This is a genomic window from Streptomyces sp. DH10, assembly GCF_029813805.1.
Taxonomy (GTDB): domain Bacteria; phylum Actinomycetota; class Actinomycetes; order Streptomycetales; family Streptomycetaceae; genus Streptomyces; species Streptomyces coeruleofuscus.
Genome location: NZ_JARVKU010000047.1, coordinates 1 through 24,725 on the forward strand (window position 1 = coordinate 1; position 24,725 = coordinate 24,725).

19 protein-coding genes and 1 pseudogene are annotated in these 24,725 nt (G+C 72.2%); 11 read left to right on the forward strand and 9 right to left on the reverse strand.

Annotation, left to right across the window (positions count from 1 at the left end):
- Positions 1-208 precede the first annotated feature (208 nt).
- The 5 genes from QC385_RS43340 to QC385_RS43360 all read left to right on the forward strand — a co-directional run bounded on the left by QC385_RS43340 (position 209) and on the right by QC385_RS43360 (position 6,816).
- Positions 209-502: a DUF503 domain-containing protein gene (locus QC385_RS43340; protein ID WP_086605707.1), complete on the forward strand. Its 294-nt coding sequence runs from the start codon at positions 209-211 to the stop codon at positions 500-502.
- A gap of 44 nt (positions 503-546) precedes the next feature.
- Positions 547-999 carry a 30S ribosome-binding factor RbfA gene (gene rbfA / locus QC385_RS43345; protein ID WP_020269629.1) on the forward strand — a complete coding sequence of 151 codons (453 nt, stop codon included), beginning with the start codon at positions 547-549 and terminating at the stop codon, positions 997-999.
- A complete protein-coding gene (truB, locus tag QC385_RS43350; protein WP_279546921.1) occupies positions 996-1,901 on the forward strand; it encodes a tRNA pseudouridine(55) synthase TruB in 906 nt (301 codons plus the stop codon). Before rbfA ends, truB begins: the two co-directional genes overlap by 4 nt.
- Positions 1,902-2,146: 245 nt before the next feature.
- Positions 2,147-5,692: a trypsin-like peptidase domain-containing protein gene (locus QC385_RS43355; protein WP_279546922.1), complete on the forward strand. Its 3,546-nt coding sequence runs from the start codon at positions 2,147-2,149 to the stop codon at positions 5,690-5,692.
- Between the two features lie 167 nt (positions 5,693-5,859).
- Positions 5,860-6,816: a bifunctional riboflavin kinase/FAD synthetase gene (locus QC385_RS43360; RefSeq protein ID WP_059418506.1), complete on the forward strand. Its 957-nt coding sequence runs from the start codon at positions 5,860-5,862 to the stop codon at positions 6,814-6,816.
- A gap of 25 nt (positions 6,817-6,841) precedes the next feature.
- Here the strand turns inward: QC385_RS43360 and QC385_RS43365 are convergent, their stop codons facing one another.
- On the reverse strand, positions 6,842-7,525 hold the full coding sequence (locus QC385_RS43365) for a TetR/AcrR family transcriptional regulator (RefSeq protein ID WP_279546923.1): 684 nt from the start codon (positions 7,523-7,525) through the stop codon (positions 6,842-6,844).
- Positions 7,526-7,634: 109 nt separating this feature from the next.
- Between QC385_RS43365 and QC385_RS43370 the strand changes: the two genes are divergently transcribed.
- Positions 7,635-8,345, forward strand: a complete 711-nt coding sequence (locus QC385_RS43370) for an NAD(P)-dependent oxidoreductase (RefSeq protein WP_279546924.1) — start codon at positions 7,635-7,637, stop codon at positions 8,343-8,345.
- A gap of 38 nt (positions 8,346-8,383) precedes the next feature.
- Here the strand turns inward: QC385_RS43370 and QC385_RS43375 are convergent, their stop codons facing one another.
- The 8 genes and pseudogenes from QC385_RS43375 to QC385_RS43405 form a co-directional block, all read right to left on the reverse strand.
- Positions 8,384-9,385, reverse strand: coding sequence for an ABC transporter ATP-binding protein (locus QC385_RS43375; protein WP_279546925.1), 1,002 nt, complete (start codon positions 9,383-9,385; stop codon positions 8,384-8,386).
- Entirely contained in the window at positions 9,382-10,482 is a 1,101-nt protein-coding gene (locus QC385_RS43380; RefSeq protein WP_443033124.1) for an ABC transporter ATP-binding protein, read from the reverse strand. The genes QC385_RS43375 and QC385_RS43380 overlap by 4 nt, the downstream gene beginning before the upstream one ends.
- A complete protein-coding gene (locus tag QC385_RS43385; RefSeq protein ID WP_279546927.1) occupies positions 10,428-11,342 on the reverse strand; it encodes an ABC transporter permease in 915 nt (304 codons plus the stop codon). Before QC385_RS43385 ends, QC385_RS43380 begins: the two co-directional genes overlap by 55 nt.
- The gene (locus QC385_RS43390) at positions 11,339-12,385 is read right to left on the reverse strand and encodes an ABC transporter permease (protein WP_279546928.1); all 1,047 of its coding nucleotides are present in this window, start codon (positions 12,383-12,385) and stop codon (positions 11,339-11,341) included. Before QC385_RS43390 ends, QC385_RS43385 begins: the two co-directional genes overlap by 4 nt.
- Positions 12,386-12,403: 18 nt before the next feature.
- Positions 12,404-14,257 carry an ABC transporter substrate-binding protein gene (locus QC385_RS43395; protein WP_279546929.1) on the reverse strand — a complete coding sequence of 618 codons (1,854 nt, stop codon included), beginning with the start codon at positions 14,255-14,257 and terminating at the stop codon, positions 12,404-12,406.
- A 306-nt stretch (positions 14,258-14,563) separates the two neighbouring features.
- Positions 14,564-17,413, reverse strand: a complete 2,850-nt coding sequence (locus QC385_RS43400) for an AAA family ATPase (protein ID WP_443033125.1) — start codon at positions 17,411-17,413, stop codon at positions 14,564-14,566.
- Between the two features lie 759 nt (positions 17,414-18,172).
- Positions 18,173-18,286: pseudogene (locus tag QC385_RS44440) on the reverse strand (hypothetical protein); the annotation flags it as partial.
- 352 nt (positions 18,287-18,638) lie between these two features.
- Positions 18,639-18,950 carry a DUF397 domain-containing protein gene (locus QC385_RS43405; protein WP_279546931.1) on the reverse strand — a complete coding sequence of 104 codons (312 nt, stop codon included), beginning with the start codon at positions 18,948-18,950 and terminating at the stop codon, positions 18,639-18,641.
- Positions 18,951-19,243: 293 nt separating this feature from the next.
- Between QC385_RS43405 and rpsO the strand changes: the two genes are divergently transcribed.
- The 5 genes from rpsO to QC385_RS43430 all read left to right on the forward strand — a co-directional run bounded on the left by rpsO (position 19,244) and on the right by QC385_RS43430 (position 24,672).
- Complete coding sequence (rpsO, locus tag QC385_RS43410) at positions 19,244-19,531, forward strand: 30S ribosomal protein S15 (RefSeq protein WP_010042739.1); 288 nt, start codon at positions 19,244-19,246, stop codon at positions 19,529-19,531.
- 298 nt (positions 19,532-19,829) lie between these two features.
- Complete coding sequence (locus tag QC385_RS43415) at positions 19,830-22,046, forward strand: polyribonucleotide nucleotidyltransferase (RefSeq protein ID WP_274820187.1); 2,217 nt, start codon at positions 19,830-19,832, stop codon at positions 22,044-22,046.
- Positions 22,043-23,422 carry a M16 family metallopeptidase gene (locus QC385_RS43420; protein ID WP_279546932.1) on the forward strand — a complete coding sequence of 460 codons (1,380 nt, stop codon included), beginning with the start codon at positions 22,043-22,045 and terminating at the stop codon, positions 23,420-23,422. Before QC385_RS43415 ends, QC385_RS43420 begins: the two co-directional genes overlap by 4 nt.
- A 28-nt stretch (positions 23,423-23,450) precedes the next feature.
- Entirely contained in the window at positions 23,451-24,203 is a 753-nt protein-coding gene (gene dapB, locus QC385_RS43425) for a 4-hydroxy-tetrahydrodipicolinate reductase (RefSeq protein WP_279546933.1), read from the forward strand.
- Positions 24,204-24,216: 13 nt separating this feature from the next.
- Complete coding sequence (locus QC385_RS43430) at positions 24,217-24,672, forward strand: tetratricopeptide repeat protein (protein WP_150483347.1); 456 nt, start codon at positions 24,217-24,219, stop codon at positions 24,670-24,672.
- Positions 24,673-24,725: the final 53 nt, after the last annotated feature.

Sequence of the window (24,725 nt, forward strand, 5' to 3'; positions counted from 1 at the left end):
GCCCCGCGAGGGGTGCAGGGGACGCAGTCCCCGCCGGGGTCCGGGGTGGAGCCCCGGGGGGCAGCACCTCCTGGCCGACCGTGTCGGGCGGGTGGGTGGGCAAAGGAAAACCCCGTCGAGCCACCGGCAGGTACGCGGTACCGTTCTTGATGTCCCTGCCCCAACCGCAGGGCCATCGATCCCGTACCGGCGGGTCATCCGGATACACATGTACGTGGGGACTCTGTCCTTCGACCTGCTCCTCGGCGACGTACGGTCGCTGAAGGAGAAGCGCTCCGTCGTCCGCCCCATCGTCGCCGAGCTCCAGCGCAAGTACGCGGTGAGCGCGGCCGAGGTGGATCACATGGACCTCCACCGCAGGGCCGTCATCGGCCTCGCGCTGGTGTCCGGCGACGCGGCGCACGTGAGCGACGTACTCGACCGGTGCGAACGGCTGGTCGCCGCCCGCCCCGAGGTGGAGCTGCTGTCCGTCAGGCGGCGCTTCCACGGCGAAGACGACTGACGAACCGAGAACGACCCAGACAGGAAAGAACGGGAGACGGACCAGTGGCCGACAACGCGCGGGCCAAGAGGCTGGCGGACCTCATCCGGGAAGTGGTGGCCCAGAAGCTGCAACGCGGGATCAAGGACCCGCGACTCGGCTCGCACGTCACCATCACGGACACGCGGGTCACGGGTGACCTGCGGGAGGCGACCGTCTTCTACACGGTGTACGGGGACGACGAGGAGCGGAACGCGGCCGCGGCCGGTCTGGAGAGCGCCAAGGGCATCCTGCGCTCCGAGGTCGGCAGGGCCGCCGGCGTTAAGTTCACGCCGACCCTGACCTTCGTCATGGACGCCCTCCCGGACACCGCGCGCGCCATCGAGGACCTCCTCGACAAGGCGCGCCAGTCCGACGAGAAGGTGCGGGAGGCGTCCGCGGGCGCGAAGTACGCCGGCGACGCCGACCCGTACCGCAAGCCGGACGAGGACGACGAGACGGACGACACCGCCGAATGACCGAGAAGCACACCACGCCCGACGGCCTCGTCATCGTCGACAAGCCGTCGGGCTTCACTTCGCACGACGTCGTCGCCAAGATGCGCGGCATCGCCAGGACACGACGCGTCGGGCACGCCGGCACCCTCGACCCGATGGCCACGGGCGTCCTCGTCCTCGGCGTCGAGAAGGCCACCAAGCTCCTCGGCCACCTGGCGCTGACCGAGAAGGAGTACCTGGGCACGATCCGGCTCGGGCAGAACACCCTCACGGACGACGCCGAGGGGGAGATCACCTCCTCCACGGACGCCTCCGGGGTCACGCGAGAGGCCATCGACGCCGGTGTCGCCAAGCTGACCGGCGACATCATGCAGGTGCCGTCCAAGGTCAGCGCCATCAAGATCAACGGTGTGCGGTCCTACAAGCGGGCCAGGGACGGCGAGGAGTTCGACATCCCGGCCCGGCCCGTCACGGTCTCCTCCTTCGGCGTGTACGACGTCCGGGAGGCCGTCGCCGAGGACGGCACGGCCGTACTCGACCTGGTCGTCTCGGTCGTCTGCTCCTCCGGCACGTACATCCGGGCCCTCGCCCGCGACCTGGGCGCCGACCTCGGCGTGGGCGGGCATCTCACCGCCCTGCGCCGCACCCGCGTCGGCCCCTACAAGCTGGACGCGGCCCGCACCCTCGACGAGCTCCAGAAAGAGCTGACCGTGATGCCGGTAGCCGAGGCCGCCGCGGCCGCGTTCCGCCGCTGGGACGTCGACGCCCGGCGCGCCCGGCTGCTCACCAACGGCGTACGGCTGGACATGCCCGACGAGTACGCGGGCTCGGGCACCGTCGCCGTCTTCGACCCGGAGGGCCGCTTCCTCGCCCTCGTGGAGGAGCACCGGGGCAAGGCCAAGAGCCTGGCCGTCTTCGGCTGACAGGCGTCCGCCCGTGGAGCGGCGACCACGGGGTACCTCCACTGCCGCCGCTCCACGGTCCCCCCTCGGTTCCCCCACCCCTAGGGTGTATCCAGCCGCCCCCGTTCGTTCACCCGTCCGTGCGGGCGCTCGGAGTGAACCGGGGGAGCGGAAGGGGGCGCTTTCGCCCAGCGATCTGTCCCGCTGATCATCCCGCCCCTACCGTCGAACGCAAGGGCACGGGTGTACGGCGGGGAGGCTCGACGATGACGTCGCGGAACCGGTCCGGGGAGACACAGGACAGCGCACCACCATCCCAGGACCGCCCCGGAACAGCACAGCGGACGACCGAGGAAACCGACGGCGGGGCAGCCGGTCCGGCCCTCGTCCGGATCCACGACCTCACGGGCCGCCCCCGGGGCACCGGCTTCCTGGCCGACCACCACGGCACGCTCGTCACCAGCCACGAGGCGGTCGACGGCCTCGCCCGGCTCGTTCTGCACGGGGCCGGGGACCGCCGCCGGGTGGTGTCCGCCGACGCGGTGACCCCGCTGCCCGCGCTCGACCTGGCCCTCGTACGGACCGAGGGACTCGGGGTGCCGCCGCTGCCCGTCACCGTGCGGGACAGGGCGGGGACGGGCGCCTATGTGCGGATCGCCGCCGGCGGCTGGCGCGAGGCCAGGGTGCTGGGCTCGACCGCCGTGACGTACACGGCCACGGACCGCCTCCACCGCCTCGACGACGCGCTGGAGCTGGCGGTCGGCACGGCAGGGCGGGACGCGCTGCGACTGGGCGGCGGGGCGGCCGGCGGCCCGGTCCTCGACGCCGCGACCGGCGCCGTCCTCGGGGTCCTCGGCACGGCGCTCCGCTCCGGCCACGGCGACGTCGGGTTCGCCGTACCGCTGGATCCCCGGGCCCCCGCCGCGGCGGGCCCGCTCGCCGAGCTGCTCTCCGAGAACGCGGCGACGGTCCCCGCGTACGGCGCCGATCTCAACCTGGCCGGGGTGCTGGAACTGACCGGCACCGCGGTGGGGCTGGACGGCCCGCCCGGCGGCACGGGTCTTCCGGAGCCGGTCGAACGGGCGGCCGTGGTGGCCGAGTTGAGCGCGTTCGAGGCAGGCCCGGCGGCCGTGCTCGGCCTCGTCGGGGCGCCCGGCAGCGGTCGTACGACGGAACTCGCGGCGCTCGCCGCCCGCCGTGCCCGCAGCGGGTGTCCCACGCTGTGGCTGCGCGGCTGCGAACTGCGGGACGACGACGCCTCGGTGGCCGACGCGGCACGCCGGGCGCTGATGCGGGCCACCCCTGCCGTGGCCGCGTCCCGGTCCTGTTTCCTGCCGGCCGACCTGGGCGACATCACGCCCGAGCGTCTCGCCCGTCTCGCCGGCGGCCTCGGCCGGCCCCTGCTGCTGCTCCTCGACGGCCCGGAGGAGATGCCCCCGGTGCTGGCGCGCCGCCTGGCCGACTGGACGGACGGGACGGTGCGGTGGCTGCGGGAGACGGGCGTGCGGCTGGTCGTGGCGTGCCGACCGGAGTACTGGGAGAGGGCGGGGTTCCCCGCGGAGGTCCTGTACCGGCCGGCCGGTGCCGCGGAGCGGCCCGCGGCCGTGTGCCTCGGCGATCTCACCGAGGAGGAGGCCCGGGAGGCCCGGCTGCGCCACCGCGTCCCGGAGAGCGCCCTCGTCGACGCCGACGCCCGGCACCCCCTCACCCTGCGGCTCCTCGCCGAGATCCGCGACGCCCTGGGGGGTGTCCGCAAAGTCCCGCCTGCCCCGCGACGCCCGGCACGCCCTCTCGCCGACGGCCCGGAAAGCGCCGGCACATCCGCCAGTCCCGACGGCTCCGGCGCCACCGTCGACCGCGACGACGTCTTCGCGGCCTACCTCGACCTGATGTCCCTGCGCGTCGCCGTGCGCCTGGCCGCCGGGAACGGCCTGTCCGGTACGGCCGTACGCCGGCTGGCCGCCAAGGTCGCCGGGCAGGTGCACGAAGCCGCCCGGCGCAGCCTGGGGCCCGGGCCGGGGGATCTGGACCGGGAGGCGTTCGAGGCGGTGTTCCCATGGGGGCGCGCACCGGTGCGGCTCGGCGCCGGCACCGGCTGGGCGTCGGCCGTCCTCGCCGAGGGCCTGCTCGTGCCCGCCGGAGCCGGCTACCGCTTCGCCCACGAGGAGCTCGCCGACTGGCTCCAGGGTCTGCACCTCGACCTCGACGAGGCCCTGGACGCCCTCGTGCACCGCCGGCCGGACGCCCAGTCCGAACCCGTCCCGCACCACCGCATCGGGCCCGTCGTCCAGGCCCTGCTGTTCCTCGCCCGCCACCACGGCCCCGGCCGGCTGGCCTCCCGGCTGACGGACCTGGTGCACGCCCTGGACGCCGATCCACGGTCCTGGTGGGCCGCCCGGCTGCTCGCCGGGACCCTGTCGGCGGTACCGGACGCGACGCCGTACACCGAGGTGCTGCGGCTGCTCGCCGACCGGATCGTGGCCTGGCGGCGGCAGGAGAGGCCCGTGCCGGAGGAGGTCGGGCCCGCCTTCTGGGCCGCCGTACGGCTGCCGGAGGACGAGCGCTTCGCGCTGCTGAGGCGGCTGGTGCACGCCGACGGCCCGCCGTGCGAGGCAGGTCCCCGGTTCCTGGACACCGTCGCCCGCCTGCTGGCCGCCGACCCCACCGCCGTACAGCCACTGCTGGCCCGCTGGTTCGACGACGACCAGCCGCTGCCCGCCACCCCGCACGCGACCGTGGCCACGGCCGCTCAGGCACTGCTGCACACTCACCGGCACGGCGCGCTGGACGACTTGGCGGACGTGCTCGTCGACCGCGCGCACCGCAGGGCCGGCGAGCTGCTCGCCGTGCTGGCCGAGGAGGAACCGTCGGCGGTGTGCCGGGCCGTCGACCGGTGGGCGCGCGACGAGCGGCCGGCGCGACGGAGTGCCGCCGTGGCGCAAGGCCTGCGCGTCGCGCCGCACGTGCGCGCCGGAGGCGACCGCGCCCTCCTGCGCTACGCGGCCCTCACTCTGCTCGCCCGGCCCGCCGACCGGGCCCTGCACGGTGGCGCACTGGCCCTCCTCATTCAGGATCCGCACACCCGGGCCCGGTATCTCCCGCGGGCGCTGGAGCACTTCGCGGCGGGCGACCCTCACCTCCCGGCGGACGCGCCCGCCGCCGCTCTCCCGGCCCACCCCGAGCCGGTCCTCGCCGCCTTCGCGGTACGGCTGGAGCGGCCGGACGCCGAGGAGGCGCTGCGGGCGCTCGCCGACGCCACCCCGCCCGCACTGGCCCGGCGGGTCGCCGCGCTGGTGGGGCGGGCGGCGGAGCTGCGGCCGGAACTCGCCGGGCACGTGGCCGCGTACGTGGACCAGCGGCTCGACCGGGGCACTGCCGCCCGGGCCGTGCTCCTGCCGCTGGTCACCGGCCTGCTGGAGGGCGGCCCGGTGCGGCTGCGGTGTGCCCTGGCCGCGGTCCTCACCCCGCCCGGCATCCCCGCCTCCCGCCCGCTGCGCCGCGAGCTGTGCGACGCGCTCCTGGCCCGCGAGCACGACACCGACGTCCTGGACGCGCTGCTGCACGCCGCCGCCCGGAACGGCGGCGACGAACTGCGCGACCTCATCCGCCGCGTCGGACTGCTCCTCGTGCGCACCCCGGAGGGCGCGGCCCGCTTCGACCGCTCCTTGGTCGACCTCGGCCGGCACGTTCCGGGCTTCGCCGCACGCGTGGTCCGCTGGCTGGCCGACGCGCCCGGGGACTGGGCGGTGCTGGTCGGGCCGAGCGCCCACCGGACGATCGAGAACCTGGCGGGTGTGAGCGTGCCCGTCTGAGGGGATCCCGCGCACGCCGGAGAGGACGAAGCGTCGTGCGCCCCGTCACAGCCCCCATGCCGATGCGGGCCGGAGACACCCGGCATGGCACCCTTAGACCTGCGTACGAGGCAACCAGCAACACCACGGACACGGGTTCGACGAGCTTTCGACAAGGAGCAGGCACAGTGCAGCGCTGGCGTGGCTTGGAGGACATCCCCCAGGACTGGGGGCGCAGCGTCGTCACCATCGGCTCCTACGACGGAGTCCACCGCGGACACCAGCTGATCATCCGGCATGCCGTGAACCGCGCCCGCGAACTGGGTGTGCCCGCCGTCGTCGTCACCTTCGACCCGCATCCCAGCGAGGTCGTCCGCCCCGGCAGCCACCCGCCGCTGCTCGCCCCGCACCACCGTCGCGCCGAACTCATGGCCGACCTGGGCGTGGACGCGGTGCTCATCCTGCCCTTCACGACCGAGTTCTCGAAGCTTTCCCCGGCCGACTTCGTCGTCAAGGTCCTCGTCGACAAGCTGCACGCCAAGGCCGTCGTCGAGGGCCCCAACTTCCGCTTCGGCCACAAGGCCGCCGGCAACGTGGAGTTCCTGGCGACGCAGGGCAAGACCTACGACTTCGAGGTCGAGGTCGTCGACCTGTACGTGACCGGTGAGGCGGGCGGCGGCGAGCCGTTCTCCTCGACACTGACCCGGCGTCTGGTCGCCGAGGGCGACGTCGAGGGCGCCGCCGAGATCCTGGGCCGTCCGCACCGGGTGGAGGGCGTCGTCGTCCGGGGCGCCCAGCGCGGCCGCGAGATGGGCTTCCCCACCGCCAACGTCGAGACCCTGCCCCACACCGCCATCCCCGCCGACGGTGTCTACGCCGGCTGGCTGCACGCCCAGGGCGAGGCGATGCCGGCCGCGATCTCCGTCGGCACGAACCCGCAGTTCGACGGCACCGAGCGCACGGTGGAGGCGTACGCCATCGACCGGGTGGGCCTCGACCTGTACGGCCTCCATGTCGCCGTCGACTTCCTGGCGTTCGTGCGGGGACAGGCCCGGTTCGACACGCTGGACGCGCTGCTGGAGCAGATGGCCGAGGACGTCAAGCGCTGCCGGGAACTGGTCGCGGCGGCCGAGCGGTCCGCCTGACGGACCTGGCACCTTCGGCCGCTCGCTATGCGCCGGCGGCCTCGTCCGGGTGGAGGGCGTCCAGGATGAGGGTGAGGCCGAAGGCGAACTCGCCGGCGTAGTCGTAGCCGGGCTTGAGGACGTGCTCGGTGGCCAGTTCGGTGAGGTGCGGGTAGGTGTCGGCGGGCATGTCGCGCAGGATGGCGCCCGCGACCTCGTCCAGCTCCGCCGCGCCCCTGAACGGCAGGCTCAGCTCCTGGAGGACGAACCCGTACAGGTAGCTGTCGATCAGTGAGACGGCGTGCGCGGCCATGGGGACGGAGAATCCTCCGGCGCGCAGCGTTCCGATGACGGCGTCGTGATGGCGCAGGGTCGCCGGGCCGGGCTGGGAACGCGAGTCCATGAGGCCGACGGCCCAGGGGTGGCGCCGCAGGACGGCACGGGCGGAGTCCGCGCGGTGGCGCAGGGCACTCTTCCAGTCCATCTCGCGCGGCGGTAGATCGATCTCGCCGAACACCGCGTCCACCATGCCGTCGAGGATGTCCTCCCGGCCCGCGACGTGGTGGTAGAGCGACATCGCCTCGACGCCCAGCGGTTCCGCGATGGCCCGCATGGTGAGCGCGGCCGCTCCCTTCTCGTCCGCCACGGCCATCGCCGTGCGGATCACGCGCTCGCGACTGAGCGGAGTGCGCGCCGACGCCCCCCGTCGGCCCTTGTTTCCCTCGCGCATCCAGGCCCTCCCTCTGGCTTTCCTCGTGCGCTCCCCTTGACCGCCTTACAGCATAAGGCTAGCTTGCCTTACAACATAAGGTAGGCATCCCGGTGAAAGGGGCCGCGCCATGGACACGGATCGTGTGAAGAAGGTCTGCATCATCGGGGCTTCGGGGAAGCTCGGGCAGTACATGGTCGGGCACGCCCTGGAGCGCGGCTACGAGGTGGTCGGGGTGTGCCGGGAGCGCAGCGTGCCGAAGCTGGCCGCGTTCGAGGGCCAGATGACCGTCGTCCCCGGGGACACCGACGACCCGGAGGTGATCCGGCGGGCGGTCGCCGGGTGCGACGGCGTGCTGACGGTACTGGTGCCGTGGGGTGTGCGGCAGTACGCGTCGGGCACGGCGCAGGCGGTGCTCGACCACGCACGGCCGGGCGCGCGCCTGGTCTTCTCCTGCGGCTGGCACATCACACGCGACGGCAAGGACAAGTACTCACGGCTGTTCGTCCTGGGCGTCCGGATCGCCACCGTGCTGGCCAAGCTCGTCCGCGCCGTCGAACTCGACGACCAGGTCGAGGCGTGCCGACGGGTGTTCGCCAGCGACACCCGGTGGACCGTGGTGCGCGGCAGCTCCCTGGAGGAGGGCGAGAGCCAGGGCCTGCCCGTGTGGAGCTGGCACGTGGGCGACCCCGTACTGGCCGGCAACCTGACGCGCCGCGTGGACTTCGCGCTGTTCATGGTGGAGGCGCTCACCGACGACACGCTCGTCCAGGAGGCCCCGGCGATCGTCGGCTGCCGGACCCCCGGCGCCCTCGCCCACGCCGAGGGGTCTCGCACCTGACCGGGCGATGCGGTGAGCAGACGGTTCCGGCTTCGCCCTCAGCGCGTAGCCCAGTGGCATGCGACCTGGGCGGTACCGCCGCCGTCGAGGATCTCCGGATCCTGGTCGCGGCACGCGTCCGCGACACCCGCCCGCTCCGCCTCGCCGCTCGCGAGGACCTGGCAGCGGGCGTGGAAGCGGCAGCCGGACGGTACCCGTGACGGATCCGGGGGCTCGCCGGAGAGGACCACCGGGTCGCCGGGTGCCTCCGGGAGCACCGACAGCAGGGCCTTGGTGTACGGGTGGCGGGGCGCGGTCAGGACCTGCTCCACCGCGCCCGTCTCCACGATCCGGCCCAGATACATCACGGCGACCCGGTCGGCGATGTTCCAGGCCAGTCCCAGGTCGTGCGTGACGACCAGCGCGGACAGGCCCAGCTCGGTGCGCAGCCGCAACAGCAGGGCGAGGATCTCACCGCGCACGGAGGCGTCGAGGGACGCCACCGGCTCGTCGGCGACGAGGAGTTCGGGTTCCAGTACCAGCGCGCCCGCGATGACGACCCGCTGGCGCTGCCCGCCCGACAGTTCGTGCGGATAACGCAGGAAGAAGCGCTCCGGGGGCCGCAGCCCGGCCCGGGACAGGGCCTCGGCGACCGCCGCCCGTTCGTCACCGCCGTAGCCGTGGATGCGCAGGCCCTCGGCGACCGCGTCGTACACCGTGTGCCGCGGGTTGAGCGAGCCGCTCGGGTCCTGGAGCACCAGCTGGACGCGCTTGCGGTACGCCTTGAGGGACCGGCCGGAGTACTCCAGCGGGCGGCCGTCGAAGGTGACCCGGCCCGACGTCGGTTCGACCAGGCCCAGCAGACAGCGGGCCAGGGTCGTCTTGCCGCAGCCGGACTCGCCGACCAGTGCGACGATCTCGCCGGGCCGGATGCCGAGGTCGACCCCGTCCACCGCGCGGGCTCGGGGGCCGCCGTGCCGGCCGGGGAAGGTGACGTGCAGGTCCTGGGCGCTCAGCAGAGGTGCCGTGGTGACCTCGGGGGCCGTGGGGGACGTGGTCATGGAGTGCCGGGCCTCGCTTCCTCAAGGGCCTCCCCGGTCTCGGGGCTCTCCGGGTCCTGCGCCGCCCGCTCGTCCGAGGTCCGCCCTGCGTCCGCCTGCGGCCCGACCAGGACACACGCCGCCCGCCGCTCCGGCCCCGCCTCGCGCAGCACTGGGTCCAGCTCGGGGCAGGACTCCAGCGCCGCCGGGCAGCGTGGATGGAACGTACAACCGGACGGCAGCGCCGCCGGGTCGGGCGGGTCGCCCGCCAGCCCCTGCGGCGCGAACCGGGAGGCCGGGTCGCCGATGCGCGGGAACGCGGCCGACAGGGCCCTGGCATACGGGTGCCGGGCGTCCTCGTACACCCGCCGGGCCGGGCCCTCCTCGACCACCCGGCCCGCGTACATCACCGCGAGCCGGTCGCAGGTGTCGGCGAGGACCGCCAGGTCGTGGCTGATCATGATCAGGCCCAGGTCCTGGTCCGCGACCAGCTGTTCGATGAGCCGGAGGATCTGCGCCTGGATCATCACATCGAGCGCGGTGGTCGGCTCGTCGGCGATGATCAGCCGCGGATCGCAGGCCAGCGCCATGGCGATCATGACGCGCTGTCGCTGCCCGCCGGACAGCTCGTGCGGGTAGGCGTCCGCGCGGGCGGCCGGCAGGCCGACGTGCTCCAGCAGCTCGCCGGTCTTCTTCTTCGCCCCGGCCGGCGTCGCCTTCCTGTGCAACAGGATCGGCTCGGCGATCTGGTCGCCGATGCGGTGCACGGCGTTCAGGGAGTGCATCGCGCCCTGGAACACCACCGAGGCCCCGGCCCAGCGGACCGCCCGCACCCGGCCCCACTTCATCGTCAGCACGTCCTCGCCGTCGAGCAGCACCTCACCCGTGATGCGGGTCCCGGCGGGCAGCAGCCGCAGCAGGGCCAGTGCCAGCGTGGACTTGCCGCAGCCGGACTCCCCGGCGAGGCCGAGCTTCTGGCCGGCCTCCAGGCACAGGTCCACCCCGCGCACGGCGGCCGCCCCGCCCGCGTACGTCACCGTCAGGTCCCTGACGTCGAGCAGGGTCACCGCGACACCCCCAGCCTGGGGTTGAGGACGGACTCCACGGCCCGCCCGCACAGCGTGAACGCCAGCGCCACCACGGCGATGGCGATGCCCGGCGGCACCAGGTACCACCAGTCCCCGGCACTGACCGCGCCCGCCTCGCGCGCGTCCTGGAGCAGTCCGCCCCACGACACGACCGTCGGGTCGCCGAGCCCGAGGAAGGCGAGTGTCGCCTCGGCGAGGATGGCCGAGGAGATGATCAGGGTCGTCTGGGCCAGCACCAGCGGCATCACATTGGGCAGGACGTGCCTCGACATGACGTGCCAGTGCCCGCCGCCGAGCGCCTTCGCCCGCTCGATGTACGGCCGCGTCTCCACGGCGAGGGTCTGCGCACGCACCAGCCGGGCCGTGGTCGGCCAGGTCGTGACGCCGATCGCGACCACGGTCGTGGTCAGCGAGCGGGACATCACGGTGGCCAGGGCGATCGCCAGCACCAGCGTCGGCATGACCAGGAACCAGTCGGTGATCCGCATCATCACCGTCGCGTACCAGCCCTTGAAGTGCCCCGCCGTGACCCCGATCAGGGTCCCGATCGCCACCGACAGCACGGCCGCGAGCAACCCGACCAGCAGCGACACCCGCGAACCCCAGACCACCAGGCCCAGCAGGTCCCGCCCGAACTGGTCCGTGCCGAGCGGGAACTCGGCGCTCGGGCTCTGCATCGGGCGCCCCGGCGCGTCGGTCACACTGCTCACGTCGGAGCCCACGAACAGCGGCGCGAACAGCGCCAGCAGCGCGCACAGGGCGAGCGCGGTCAGGCCGTACAGACCCGCCCGCTCGGAGCGGTACTGCCGCCAGAAGCGCGCGACGGAGGCCCGTCGCCGCTGCCGGGCGAGGGCGCGCGGGCCCGTACCCGTGCCGGTCGTCGTCGTCATCGGGCCACCCGGGGGTCCAGCAGCGGATAGACCAGGTCGGCGAGGGTGTTCATCACGATCACCGCGGCGGCGAACACGAAGAACAGCCCTTGCACCAGCGGCAGGTCGGGCACGCTCAGCGCCTGGTAGAACAGCCCGCCGAGGCCCGGCCAGGAGAACACCGTCTCCACGAGGATCACTCCCGCCACCGTCCGGCCGAGGTTGATGAAGATCAGCGTCACGGTCGGCAGCAGGGCGTTCGGCACGGCGTGCCGGCGCCGCACCAGGTCGTCGCGCAGCCCCTTGGCGCGCGCGGTCGTCAGATAGTCGCTGCCCATCTCGTCCAGCAGCGCCGACCGGGTGACCAGCAGCGTCTGCCCGTACTCCACGGCCACCAGCGTCACCACCGGCAGCACCAGATGATGCGCCACGTCGAGGACGTACGCGAAGCCCTCCTCGCCGCCCGACTCCATGCCGCCGGTCGGGAACATGCCCGGGACCGGGCCGATGCCCACCGCCAGCACGATGATCAGCAGCAGCCCGAGCCAGAAGGACGGGATGGAATACAGCGTGAGCGCCAGGCCGGTGTTGATCCGGTCGCCGAGCCCGCCGCGCCGCCAAGCCGACCGGGTACCGAGGAAGATGCCCAGCGCGGTGTAGAGGACGAAGGCGGTCCCGGTCAGCAGCAGGGTGTTCGGCAGCGCCTCGGTGATCTTGTCGACGACGGGGGCCCGGAACTGGTACGACGTCCCGAAGTCGCCGGTGAGCGCCTTGCCGCAGTAGTCCGTGAACTGCCGCCACAACGGCAGGTCGAGCCCGAACTCCTCCCGGTAGGCGGCCAGCTGCTCGGCCGAGACCTGGCGGCCGCCCGTCATGGTCTTCACCGGGTCGCCGGGGATCAGCCGGAAGAGGAAGAAGCTGGTGACGAGCACGGCCAGCAGCGATACGGCCGCGCCCGCCACCTTGCCCGCGAGGTACCGCGGATACGCGGAACTCCTGCGTGCCCGGGGCCCGGCCGCCGGCTTCCTCTCCTCGACCAGCGCGGGTGTCGCGTCAGCGGTCATGAGTTCCGCTCGCCCGCTCTACTCGCGGTCCTCGGCGGTGGAGCGCCGCCGCATCGCCGCGAAGACGCCGAGCCCGGCGAGGAGCACGACACCTGCGACGATCCCGGCCACGACCCCCGTCGACGACGCGTTGTCCGACGAGCCGCTCGACTCCGCCGGGACCGCCGACCACCAGCTCCAGTAGCCGTCCTGGCCGTAGATGTTCCCCGCCTTCGCCGGCATGGTCGTGATGGACTCGATCTGGTCCGTCCGGTAGGCCTCGACCGCGTTCGGATACGCCATGACGTTCATGTACCCGAGGTCGTACAGCCGCGACTCCATCTGCTGGACGATGTCCGCCCGTTTGGCGGGGTCGTACTCGGCGAGCTGCCGGGCGTAGAGCTCGTCGTACTTCTTGTCGCAGATGAAGTTGTCGGTCGCGCCCGTGTCCTTGGGGGTCGCCGGGAGCGCCCCGCAGGTGTGGATGGACAGCACGAAGTCCGGGTCCGGGTTGACCGACCAGCCGTCGAAGGCCAGGTCGTACTTGCCGGCGAGCCAGGGGTCGGTCACGTTGTCGAGGCAGTTGAGCTGAACGCCGATGCCGAGCTCGCCCCACCACTCCTGGAGGTACTTGCCGACCGCCTTGTCGTTCGGGTCGGTGGCGTGGCACAGGACGCGGTAGGTGATGGGCTTGCCGTCCTTACCGACGCGCTCGCCGTCGCCGTTCTTCTTGTAACCCGCCCGGTCGAGCATCCGGGCCGCCTCGGCCGGGTCGTACGTCAGCTTCTGGCCGCCCGACGGCTTCCAGAAGTACTGCGAGAAGCGCGGCGGGATGTAGCCCTCGCCCTCGACGGCGTGCCCCTGGAACACCTTGTCGATGACGGCCTTGCGGTCTACGGCCTTGAACAGCGCGTTCCGCACCCGCTGGTCCAGCAGTGACGGGTGGCCGTCGCCGAACTTCTCGCCGTTCTTCGCCTTCGCGCCCGGGTTGGTGGCGAGGGCGTAGAAACGGCGGCCGGGGGCGTCGTTGACCTTGATGTTCTCCGCGCCCTCCAGGGACGCCGCCTGAGCGGGTGTCAGGGACGGCGAACCGGCGACGAACGACACCTCGCCCTTGCGCAGCGCCGACACCGCCGCGTCCTGGTCCTTGTAGTAGCGGAAGACCAGCTCGTCGAACTTCGGCGAGCCGCGCCAGAAGCTCTTGCTGGCCTTGAGCCGGACGTAGCTGTCGGCCTTGTACCCGGTCAGCACGAACGGCCCGTTGCCCACCACCGGGAAGCTCTTGTCGTTGTTGAACTCGGAGAAGTCCGAGACCTTCTCCCACACGTGCTTCGGCACGATCGGCACATCGAGCGCCGTCATCGTGGCCTGCGGCTTCTTCAGTTCGATGACCAGCTTGGTCGGGCTGGGCGCCGTCACCTTCCGGAAGTTGCCGACATAGCTGCCGTTCGCCGTGGCCGCGCCGGAGTCGGTCATCATCTTGTTGAACGTCCACGCCGCGTCCTCGGCCGTGGCCTGCTTGCCGTCCGACCACTTGGAGTTCGAGCGGATCGTGTACGTCCAGGTCAGCTTGTCCGGCGACGGCTCCCATTTGGTGGCCAGGCCCGGGATGGCGTGGTTGTCCTTGGGGTCGTAGTTCGTCAGGTACTCGTACATGAGCCGGTGAATGCTCGTACTGAGCAGCCGGACCGCCAGGAACGGGCTGAGCGAGTCCACGCTCTGCGCCACCGCCACGGTCAGCACCTTCTTGCCGTCGTCGGCCGCCCGGGCCTGCCGGGGCGCCGGATCGAGCGGGGTGGCGAGACCGGCGGTGAGGGTGAGCGCGGCCGCTCCGGCCACGGCGACGAGCCTGAGGCCGCGCGGGAGGCTGCGTGTCTGATCTTTCGTGCCCATGGTCGGACCTCGCGTCATCGCTCGGACGGGAAGGACGGGTTGATCAGCTGTCAGTGGATGCTGAGTGTGTATCAGCGGCCGTCTCCACCCGTCAACGGCACGTTCACCCCTTGTGGCCTGCGGAAATAACGAATTGGCGAGCTTTTCCCGGCCATTGGTCGAGACCACTGACGCGCCCCTGGCCAGGGCCTGGCAACGGATTTCGCCTCTGACGGCCCCGGAACGCACGGCGGCCCGCGCCGAGTCGGAACGGCGCGGGCCGGAAAGGGGACCGGCCCCTCGAAAGGGGCCGATCGGGTGAGGCGATTACTGCGTCGGGGGCGGGGGCGGCGGCGTCTGGCCCTGCCCATCGGGCTGCCCGGGGTGGCCGGGCTGCCCCGGCTGCGGGTAGCCGTAGCCCGGCTGCGGAGGGGCGGCCGGGGGCTGCCCGGGCTGGGGCTGCTGGGGGTACGGCTGCCCGGGCTGGCCCTGCTGCCCCGGCTGCGGGTACGGCGGCTGGCCTGCCGCCTGCGGATAAGGCTGCTGCCCCGGCTGGGGGTAGGGCTGGCCGGGCTGGGCGTACGGCTGTCCCGGCTGCTGCGGGTACGGCTGTGCCGGCTGCTGGGGGTACGGGCCGGGCTGCTGCGGGTACGGGCCCGGCTGCTGCTGTCCGGGGTACGGAGGCTGGCCGGGGACGGGCTGGCCCGGGACCTGCTGGCCGGGCAGCGGCGGAGCGGCCACCGGCGGCGGGTTGCCGTCGGAGGTCCACAGACCGTGCGCCTGCTGGTGGCGGGTGAAGTCCTCGGCGACCATCGCCGCGAGATTGAAGTACGCCTCCCGCACCTTCGGCCGCATCATGTCGAGGTCGACCTCGGCACCGGCGGCGAGATGCTCGTCGAACGGCACGACGATGACGCCCCGGCAGCGCGTCTCGAAGTGCGACACGATGTCATCGACCTTGATCATCTTGCCCGTCTCGCGCACACCGGAGATGACGGTGATGGACCGCGCGACGAGGTCGGCGTACCCGTGCGCAGACAGCCAGTCCAGCGTCGTACTCGCGCTGCTCGCACCGTCCACCGACGGCGTCGAGATGATGATGAGCTGGTCGGCGAGGTCCAGTACACCGCGCATGGCGCTGTAGAGCAGACCGGTACCGGAGTCGGTGAGGATGACCGGGTACTGCTTGCCCAGCACGTCGATCGCGCGCCGGTAGTCCTCGTCGTTGAACGTCGTGGACACGGCCGGGTCGACGTCATTGGCGATGATCTCCAGGCCCGACGGCGCCTGGGACGTGAACCGGCGGATGTCCATGTACGAGTTGAGGTGCGGGATCGCCTGGACGAGGTCACGGATGGTGGCCCCGGTCTCGCGGCGCACACGGCGTCCGAGGGTTCCCGCGTCCGGGTTGGCGTCGATCGCGAGGATCTTGTCCTGCCGCTCGGTGGCGAGCGTGGAGCCGAGCGCGGTGGTCGTGGTCGTCTTGCCGACACCGCCCTTGAGGCTGATCACGGCGATCCGGTAGCAGGAGAGCACGGGCGTGCGGATCAGCTCCAGCTTCCGCTGCCGCTCGGCCTCCTCCTTCTTCCCACCGATCTTGAACCGACCGCCACCGGCCACCGGACGGCTGCTCTTCGCCTTCTGCTTCTTGCTGTTGAGCAGCCGGTCGGACGACAACTCCACGGCAGCGGTGTAACCGAGCGGCGCGGCCCCCGGGTTGGTCGGCTGCCGCTGGTCATGCTGCATGGGCTGCGGCCAGGCGGCCCCGGTCCGCGGATCCACGGGCTGCGCAGGCTGCTGCCCCTGCCCTTCGGGCTGCGGCTGGGCCTGGGCTGCCTGCGGGGGCACGCCGGGGTGGGGGAAGCCGTATCCGTCCTGCGGGTTGGGAGCGGCCGGGGCGGGCACGCCGGGGTGGGGGAAGCCGTAGCCGTCCTGCGGGTTCGGGGCGGAGGCGGGCGGGGTGTTGGGCTGTTGGGCCGGGGGCTGTTGGGCGGCCGGGGCCTGGGCGGGGGAGCCGGGGTGGGGGAAGCCGTAGCCGCCCTGGGCGTCGGGTGCGGCCGGGGCGGGAGCTCCCGGGTGCGGGAAGCCGTAGGCGCCGGGCTGCGGTGCGGGCTGGGCGGGCGGCTGGTTCGGCGGCGTCGGTGCGGCCGACGGGTTCCAGGCGGCGGGCGCGGGCTGCGGCGCCTGCGGCTGGAACGGCGGCTGCTGGGCCGGGACCGAGGGCTGCGGCGGCACAGGCGGCTGCTCCTGCGCGGCCGTCGGCTGCGGCTGCGCGGGCGCGTTCGGGTCCGTGGGCTGGGCCTGCGGCTGAGGCTGGGCCTGCGGCTGCGCGGGCCACTGACTGGCCGGCGTGGGAGCGGCCGGCTGGTACGACGGCGGCAGCGGCGGCATGGCCTGCGGGGCCGGGGGAGTCCAGGCGGGCTGTGCGGCGGACCCGTCCGGCACGGGGGCGTCCTGCGGAACGCTGTCCTCGGGAACGGCGTCGGCGGGCACGGCGTCGACGGGCTCGGAGTCCGCCGGCCGGGCATCGGCAGGCGGGGCATCGTCGGGCTGTGCGGCTGCGGGCGGGGCATCGTCGGGCTGTGCGTCGGCCGGCTCGGGAGCGGCCGGGGCCTCGTCCGAGGGCACTGCATCGGCCGGGCCCTCATCGGCAGTCACCGCGTCCGCCGAGACCTCGTCCGCGGGCACGGCATCCACCGAGTCCGCGTCCGCGGGTACGGAGTCCGCGGGTACGGAGTCCACACGTACGGAGTCCTCAGGCTCGGCATCCTGCGGCACGGCCTCGTCCGTCTCCACGTCCGTCTCCGCCTCCGGAGCGGCGTCCTCGGGAGCTTCCTCCTCCGGTGCGGTCACCGGGGGAGCCACGTCCCCGCTGTCGGCATCGTCGGAAGCAGGATCGTCCGCACCGGACACGTCAGCCCCATCGCCCGCGGCCGCCGTGTCGGAGGAGACGTCCTCGTCGGCGTCGGTCGGAGCGCCCTCGACGTCACCGCCGGACTCCTCGCCCGACTCGGCCCCGTCAGCCGGACCGGAAGCGACCGCGCTGTCCTCGTCCCTGCTCTTGTCTTCGTCGCTCTTGTCTTCGCCCTGGTCCTCGTCGGCCGATTCCACCCGGGCCTCGGCCTCGGCGGCACGTTCCGCGATCTCCCGCTTCAGGGCAACGGCGGAGAACCGCATCGTGGCACCGCTCTCCAGGTCGCCACCGCTCCCCGGCTCCGCATCATCGGTAACCGGATCAGCCGCAGCCGCAGCCGGGGGCGTGGCCGGAGCCTCCGTCGGAGCGGCCGGCGCCCACTGCGCCTGATACCCGCCGACGGGGATGTTCGGCACGGCCGTGGGAGAGGCCGGATCCGCCGCGGGCGCCTCGGTCCGCTCCGGCGGCTGAGCCCCCGGGGACTGAGCTCCCGGGGACTGAGCCCCCGGGGACTGAGCCGCAGGCGACTGCGCCCCCTGCGGCTCGAACCCCACGGGAAGGCGGGGGACGGCAGCCGGTCCTCCGGCAGACGGCCCCCCGGCAGCAGGCGCGGGCGGCGTGAAGGGCGTGCCCGGCGAGGCCGCGGGAGGCGGGGGAGGCGTGAACGGAGCACCCGGAGCAGGCGACGGCGCGGGCGGCGTGAAAGGCGCCCCTGGAGCCGGAGAAGGAGCCGGTGCCGGTGGCGGTGTGGGAGCCGAGCCGGAGGCCTGCCCCTGGCCCTGCCTAGGAACGGACGATGCCCCACCGGAAGGATTGGCATGCGGCGGCGGAGTGAGCCCCGGCAGCGGCGGAACCGGCCCGCTCGGCACCCCGGAACCCCCCTGCGGACGGGACCCCCCGGGTGCCCCGGAAGCACTGGAGCCCCCGGACTGGCCCGCTCCCTGCCCCGAGCTCGAACTCCCCGAGGCGTTCTGCGTGTACCAGGCCGGCGGCGCGTAGTCGATGGTGAACTCGCCCGTCACCTCTGCCGCGGACTCCGCGTCGGGCTGGTCATCGCCGGGTGTCGCCCAGCCCCCGCGGTTCCCGTCCCGATCGCTGCTCACAGTGTTCCTCCTGGTGTGGTCGAGCACCCTCATGCCGTGCTGGGGCGACCCTTGCTTGTCGTCCGACGTCGTACGAAGTCGTTCCGAGGCGTATAGAGGTCGTCCGAGGTCGTCCGAATCCAGGCTCCCCCGCTCTCCCCCTGGGACGCCCACCCCTACTCACGGGTTCTGACGCCGCGCCCCGTCCCAGCCTAATCACCACAAGCCCCACCCCGGCAGGCCCGTCCACCCCCGAGCACCTGTCCGCCGCGTCACAACCCGTCAGAAGCTGCCCGGAAGTGACGTACGCAGCACACACGTTGATGAACAAACAGGGCGATTAGCGTGAAAGAACCGCAACGAGGGGCAACCGATCACCGGCTGCCCCTCGTCGCGCTCCGCGGAACTACTGTGACTGCGGCCCGGTCTCCGCCTGCAACCCCCCGTTGCGCGCCCCCGGCTCCAGATCGAACTCCCCGTCCCGCGCCCCCAGCACGAACGCCCGCCACTCCGCCTCGGTGTAGCGCAGCACCGTGTCCGGGTCGAGCGAGGACCGCATCGCCACGGCCCCCTCGGGCAGGTACGCGATCTCGACCCGCTCCTCGTGCTCCTCCGTGCCCGGCGCGCAGTGCCACTCGACACCGGAGATGTCGAGGGCGTAGAGCTCGTCCCGCTCCCGCTCCTTGCGTGCCTTGATCTCCTCAGCCGTCTCCGCCATGCCGTAGCGACCCCTTCCCGACGTACCGGTTCCGAACGTCCGGATGCCGTACGAACGATCCGAACCTGCTCACCCTAGTGGCGCAGGCCGCCCCGCCCGGCAGGTTCGGGGACCAGCGCAAAGACGCCCCCGACCGCCTGGTACCCTGGTCGACGGCCGTTTGTGTACGCACCCCCGGAGCTCATCGCCCTGGAGGCCGCGCCCAGCGGATCCCCGCCTTCCGAGTCACGGAAGATCCCCCGAGAAGCAGACCGGGGGCACTCGGTGGCCATCACAGACTATGAGGAGTACGCGTGTCGCTCGACGCCGCTACGAAGAAGCAGATCATGTCCGAGTTCGGTACCAAGGAGGGCGACACCGGCTCCCCCGAGGTCCAGGTCGCTCTGCTGTCGCGTCGGATCTCCGACCTGACCGAGCACCTCAAGACCCACAAGCACGACCACCACTCCCGTCGTGGTCTGCTGATCCTGGTCGGTCAGCGCCGCCGGCTGCTGCAGTACCTCGCCAAGAAGGACATCCAGCGCTTCCGTGCGCTGGTCGACCGCCTCGGCATCCGCCGCGGTGCGGCGGGCGCCAAGTAAGACGCCGTGAAGGGAGCGGTTCCCGGCAGGAAAGGGGACCGCTCCCTTTGCTGTACGTGCGGAGTGTCGCTACTGCTTTGTAGTGTGGTAGCACAACGCAATACGGACGACACAGCACGACAAGAAGAGGAGAAGCGCGCCTAGCCGCCGCCGGTCCTCGGTAGTGGCCCCCGGGGGGAAGCCCCGGGTGCTTCGATCGAAGACCGGCCCGCACCGCACGGAGCGCTTCTCCGCCACCGTCCCCCTGCCACACGGGCAGCGTGGGACGAAAGACGACAAAGTAACGGAGAAAACGCTAGTGGAGAACGAGACCCACTACGCCGAGGCTGTCATCGACAACGGCCCCTTCGGCACCCGCACCATCCGCTTCGAGACGGGCCGCCTGGCCAAGCAGGCCGCCGGCTCCGCCGTGGCGTACCTGGACGACGACACCATGGTGCTGTCGGCCACCACCGCATCCAAGAACCCCAAGGACCAGCTCGACTTCTTCCCCCTCACGGTGGACGTCGAGGAGCGGATGTACGCCGCCGGCAAGATCCCCGGCAGCTTCTTCCGCCGTGAGGGCCGCCCCTCCGAGGACGCGATCCTCACCTGCCGCCTGATCGACCGCCCGCTGCGCCCGTCCTTCAAGAAGGGCCTGCGCAACGAGATCCAGGTCGTCGCCACGATCATGGCGCTCAACCCCGACCACCTGTACGACGTCGTCGCGATCAACGCCGCGTCCGCGTCCACGCAGCTGGCCGGTCTGCCCTTCTCCGGCCCGATCGGCGGCGTCCGCGTCGCGCTGATCCGCGGTCAGTGGGTGGCCTTCCCGACGCACACCGAGCTCGAGGACGCCGTCTTCGACATGGTCGTCGCGGGCCGCGTCCTGGAGGACGGCGACGTCGCGATCATGATGGTCGAGGCCGAGGCCACCGAGAAGACCATCAAGCTCGTCGAGGGCGGCGCCGAGGCGCCCACCGAGGAGGTCGTCGCCGCCGGTCTGGACGCCGCGAAGCCCTTCATCAAGGTGCTCTGCAAGGCCCAGTCGGACCTCGCCTCCAAGGCCGCCAAGCCGACCGGCGAGTTCCCGATCTTCCTGGACCACCAGGACGACGTGCTGGAGGCGCTCACCGCCGCCGTCAAGCCCGAGCTCGCCCAGGCGCTCACCATCGCCGGCAAGCAGGAGCGCGAGGCGGAGCTCGACCGCGTCAAGCAGCTCGCCGCCGAGAAGCTCCTGCCGGAGTTCGAGGGCCGCGAGAAGGAGATCTCCGCCGCGTACCGCTCGCTGACCAAGACCCTGGTCCGTGAGCGCGTCATCAAGGAGAAGAAGCGCATCGACGGCCGCGGTGTCACCGACATCCGCACCCTGGCCGCCGAGGTCGAGGCCATCCCGCGGGTCCACGGCTCCGCGGTGTTCGAGCGCGGCGAGACCCAGATCCTGGGCGTCACCACGCTGAACATGCTGCGCATGGAGCAGCAGCTGGACACCCTCTCCCCGGTGACCCGCAAGCGCTACATGCACAACTACAACTTCCCGCCGTACTCCACCGGCGAGACCGGCCGCGTCGGTTCCCCGAAGCGCCGCGAGATCGGCCACGGCGCCCTCGCCGAGCGCGCCCTGATCCCGGTCCTGCCGGCGCGCGAGGAGTTCCCCTACGCGATCCGCCAGGTCTCCGAGGCGCTGAGCTCCAACGGCTCGACGTCCATGGGCTCGGTCTGCGCCTCCACCATGTCGCTGCTGAACGCCGGTGTGCCGCTGAAGGCCCCCGTCGCCGGTATCGCCATGGGCCTGATCTCCCAGGAGATCGAGGGCGAGACGCACTACGTCACCCTCACCGACATCCTCGGTGCGGAGGACGCCTTCGGCGACATGGACTTCAAGGTCGCCGGCACCAAGGACTTCGTGACCGCCCTCCAGCTCGACACCAAGCTGGACGGCATCCCGGCCTCCGTCCTGGCCGCGGCCCTCAAGCAGGCCCGTGACGCCCGCCTCCACATCCTCGACGTGATGATGGAAGCGATCGACACGCCGGACGAGATGTCCCCGAACGCACCGCGGATCATCACCGTGAAGATCCCGGTCGACAAGATCGGCGAGGTCATCGGCCCCAAGGGCAAGATGATCAACCAGATCCAGGAGGACACGGGCGCCGAGATCACGATCGAGGACGACGGCACGATCTACATCGGTGCCGCCGACGGCCCCTCCGCCGAGGCCGCCCGCGCCACGATCAACGGCATCGCCAACCCGACGATGCCCGAGGTCGGCGAGCGCTACCTCGGTACGGTCGTCAAGACGACCACCTTCGGTGCGTTCGTCTCCCTGCTGCCCGGCAAGGACGGTCTGCTGCACATCTCGCAGATCCGCAAGCTCGCCGGCGGCAAGCGCGTGGAGAACGTCGAGGACGTTCTCGGCGTGGGCGCCAAGGTCCAGGTCGAGATCGCCGAGATCGACTCCCGCGGCAAGCTCTCCCTGATCCCGGTCATCGAGGGCGAAGAGAACGATGAGACGAAGGACGACACCGACAAGTGACGTCGAGTAGCTCCCAGGCGACGGCCCGCACCTCCTCCGAGGCGCGGGCCGTCGCCCGTACCCAAACCCTGATCAAGGGCACCAACGGCATCGGCACGGTCCGCAAGACCACCCTCCCCGGCGGCCTGCGCATCGTCACCGAGACCCTGCCCTCGGTCCGCTCCGCGACCTTCGGCATCTGGGCGCACGTCGGCTCCCGCGACGAGACCCCGGCCCTGAACGGCGCCACCCACTACCTGGAGCACCTGCTCTTCAAGGGCACGAACCGCAGGTCCGCCCTGGACATCTCCTCCGCGATCGACGCGGTCGGCGGCGAGATGAACGCGTTCACGGCGAAGGAGTACACGTGCTACTACGCACGCGTGCTCGACACCGACCTGCCCCTCGCCATCGACGTCGTCAGCGACATGCTCACCGGCTCGCTCATCCTCGAAGAGGACGTCAACGTCGAGCGCGGCGCCATCCTCGAAGAGATCGCCATGACCGAGGACGACCCGGGCGACTGCGTGCACGACCTGTTCGCGCACACGATGTTCGGCGACAACTCCCTCGGCCGCCCGGTCCTCGGCACGGTCGACACGGTCAACGCCCTCACCGCCGACCGCATCCGCCGCTTCTACAAGAAGCACTACGACCCGACCCACCTGGTCGTCGCGTGCGCCGGCAACGTCGACCACTCCAAGGTCGTACGGCAGGTCCGCGCCGCCTTCGAGAAGGCCGGTGCCTTCAAGGACCTCGCCGCCGAGCCCGTCGCCCCGCGCAGCGGCAAGCGTGCCCTGCGCACCGCGGGCCGGGTCGAGCTAGTCGACCGCAAGACCGAGCAGGCGCACGTCGTGCTCGGCATGCCGGGCCTGTCCCGCACGGACGAGCGGCGCTGGGCTCTGGGCGTGCTGAACACCGCCCTCGGCGGCGGCATGTCCTCCCGCCTCTTCCAGGAGGTCCGCGAGAAGCGTGGCCTGGCCTACAGCGTGTACTCGTACACCTCGGGCTTCGCCGACTGCGGCCTGTTCGGCGTGTACGCGGGGTGCAGGCCGTCGCAGGTGCACGACGTGCTGAAGATCTGCCGCGACGAACTCGACCACGTCGCCGAGCACGGCCTCTCGGACGACGAGATCGGGCGCGCGATCGGCCAGCTCCAGGGCTCCACGGTCCTCGGCCTGGAGGACACCGGCGCGCTGATGAACCGTATCGGCAAGAGCGAGCTGTGCTGGGGCGAGCAGATGTCCGTCGACGACATGCTGTCGCGGATAGCGTCGGTCACCCCGGACGACGTCCGCTCGGTCGCCCGCGAGATCCTGGGACGGAAGCCCTCCCTGTCGGTCATCGGCCCGCTCAAGGACAAACAGGCGACCCGCCTGCACGACGCCGTCGCCTGACAACCCCCTGGTTAAGGAAGCACAAGAGATGAGCAAGCTGCGCGTGGCGGTCCTCGGCGCCAAGGGCCGGATCGGCTCGGAAGCGGTACGAGCCGTGGAAGCCGCCGAGGACATGGAACTGGTCGCCGCGCTGAGCCGAGGCGACAAGCTGGAGACGCTGGCCGAGACCGGCGCCCAGGTCGTGGTCGAACTGACCACGCCCGACTCGGTCATGGCCAACCTCGGCTACTGCGTACGCCACGGCATCCACGCGGTCGTCGGCACCACCGGCTGGACCGACGAGCGCCTCGCGCAGCTGAAGGGCTGGCTGGAGCAGTCCCCGGAGACCGGCGTGCTCATCGCGCCCAACTTCTCCATCGGGGCCGTCCTGACCATGAAGTTCGCGCAGATCGCCGCGCCGTACTTCGAGTCCGTCGAGGTCGTCGAGTTGCACCACCCGAACAAGGTGGACGCACCCTCCGGCACCGCCACGCGCACCGCCCAGCTCATCGCCGAGGCCCGCCGAAACGCCGGCTCCGCCCCGGCCCCGGACGCCACGGCCACCGCCCTGGACGGTGCCCGCGGCGCCGACGTCGACGGCGTGCCGGTCCACGCCGTCCGGCTGCGCGGCCTGCTCGCCCACCAGGAGGTCCTGCTCGGCGCCGAGGGCGAGACCCTGACGGTCCGGCACGACTCGCTGCACCACAGCAGCTTCATGCCGGGCATCCTGCTCGGCGCCCGCCGTGTGGGGAGCGTCCCGGGCCTGACCTTCGGCCTGGAACACTTCCTGGACCTGAGCTGAGCACCTGACCGTCATGCGCGCGAAGCTCACCTACGCCCTCACGGCCGCCGTCCTGGTCGTCTACTTCGTCCTGGTCGGCAGCCGTGGCGTGCTGCTCATCGAGACCGGCACGCCCCTCACCGTCACCTTCGGTGTCGCGGTGCTGATCCTGCCGGTCATCGGCCTGTGGTTCCTGTGGAAGAACACCCAGTTCGTCCGCAGGGCCAACGCCCTCGCCGCCGAACTCGAGGCCGAGGGCGGCCTGCCCGTCGACGAACTGAGGCGCATGCCCAGCGGCCGGATCGACCGGGACTCGGCCGACGAGGTCTTCGCCAAGCGCAAGGCCGAGACGGAAGCCGCCCCCGACGACTGGCGCACCTGGTTCCGCCTCGCCGTCGCCTACCACGACGCCCGCGACACCCCGCGCGCCCGCAAGGCGATGCAACGCGCGATCGCCCTGCACGACGGCAAGCAGCCCGAGACGGCCTGAACCGCACCCCACTCATGCCGGAGGGGCCGGACCGCGAACGGTCCGGCCCCTCC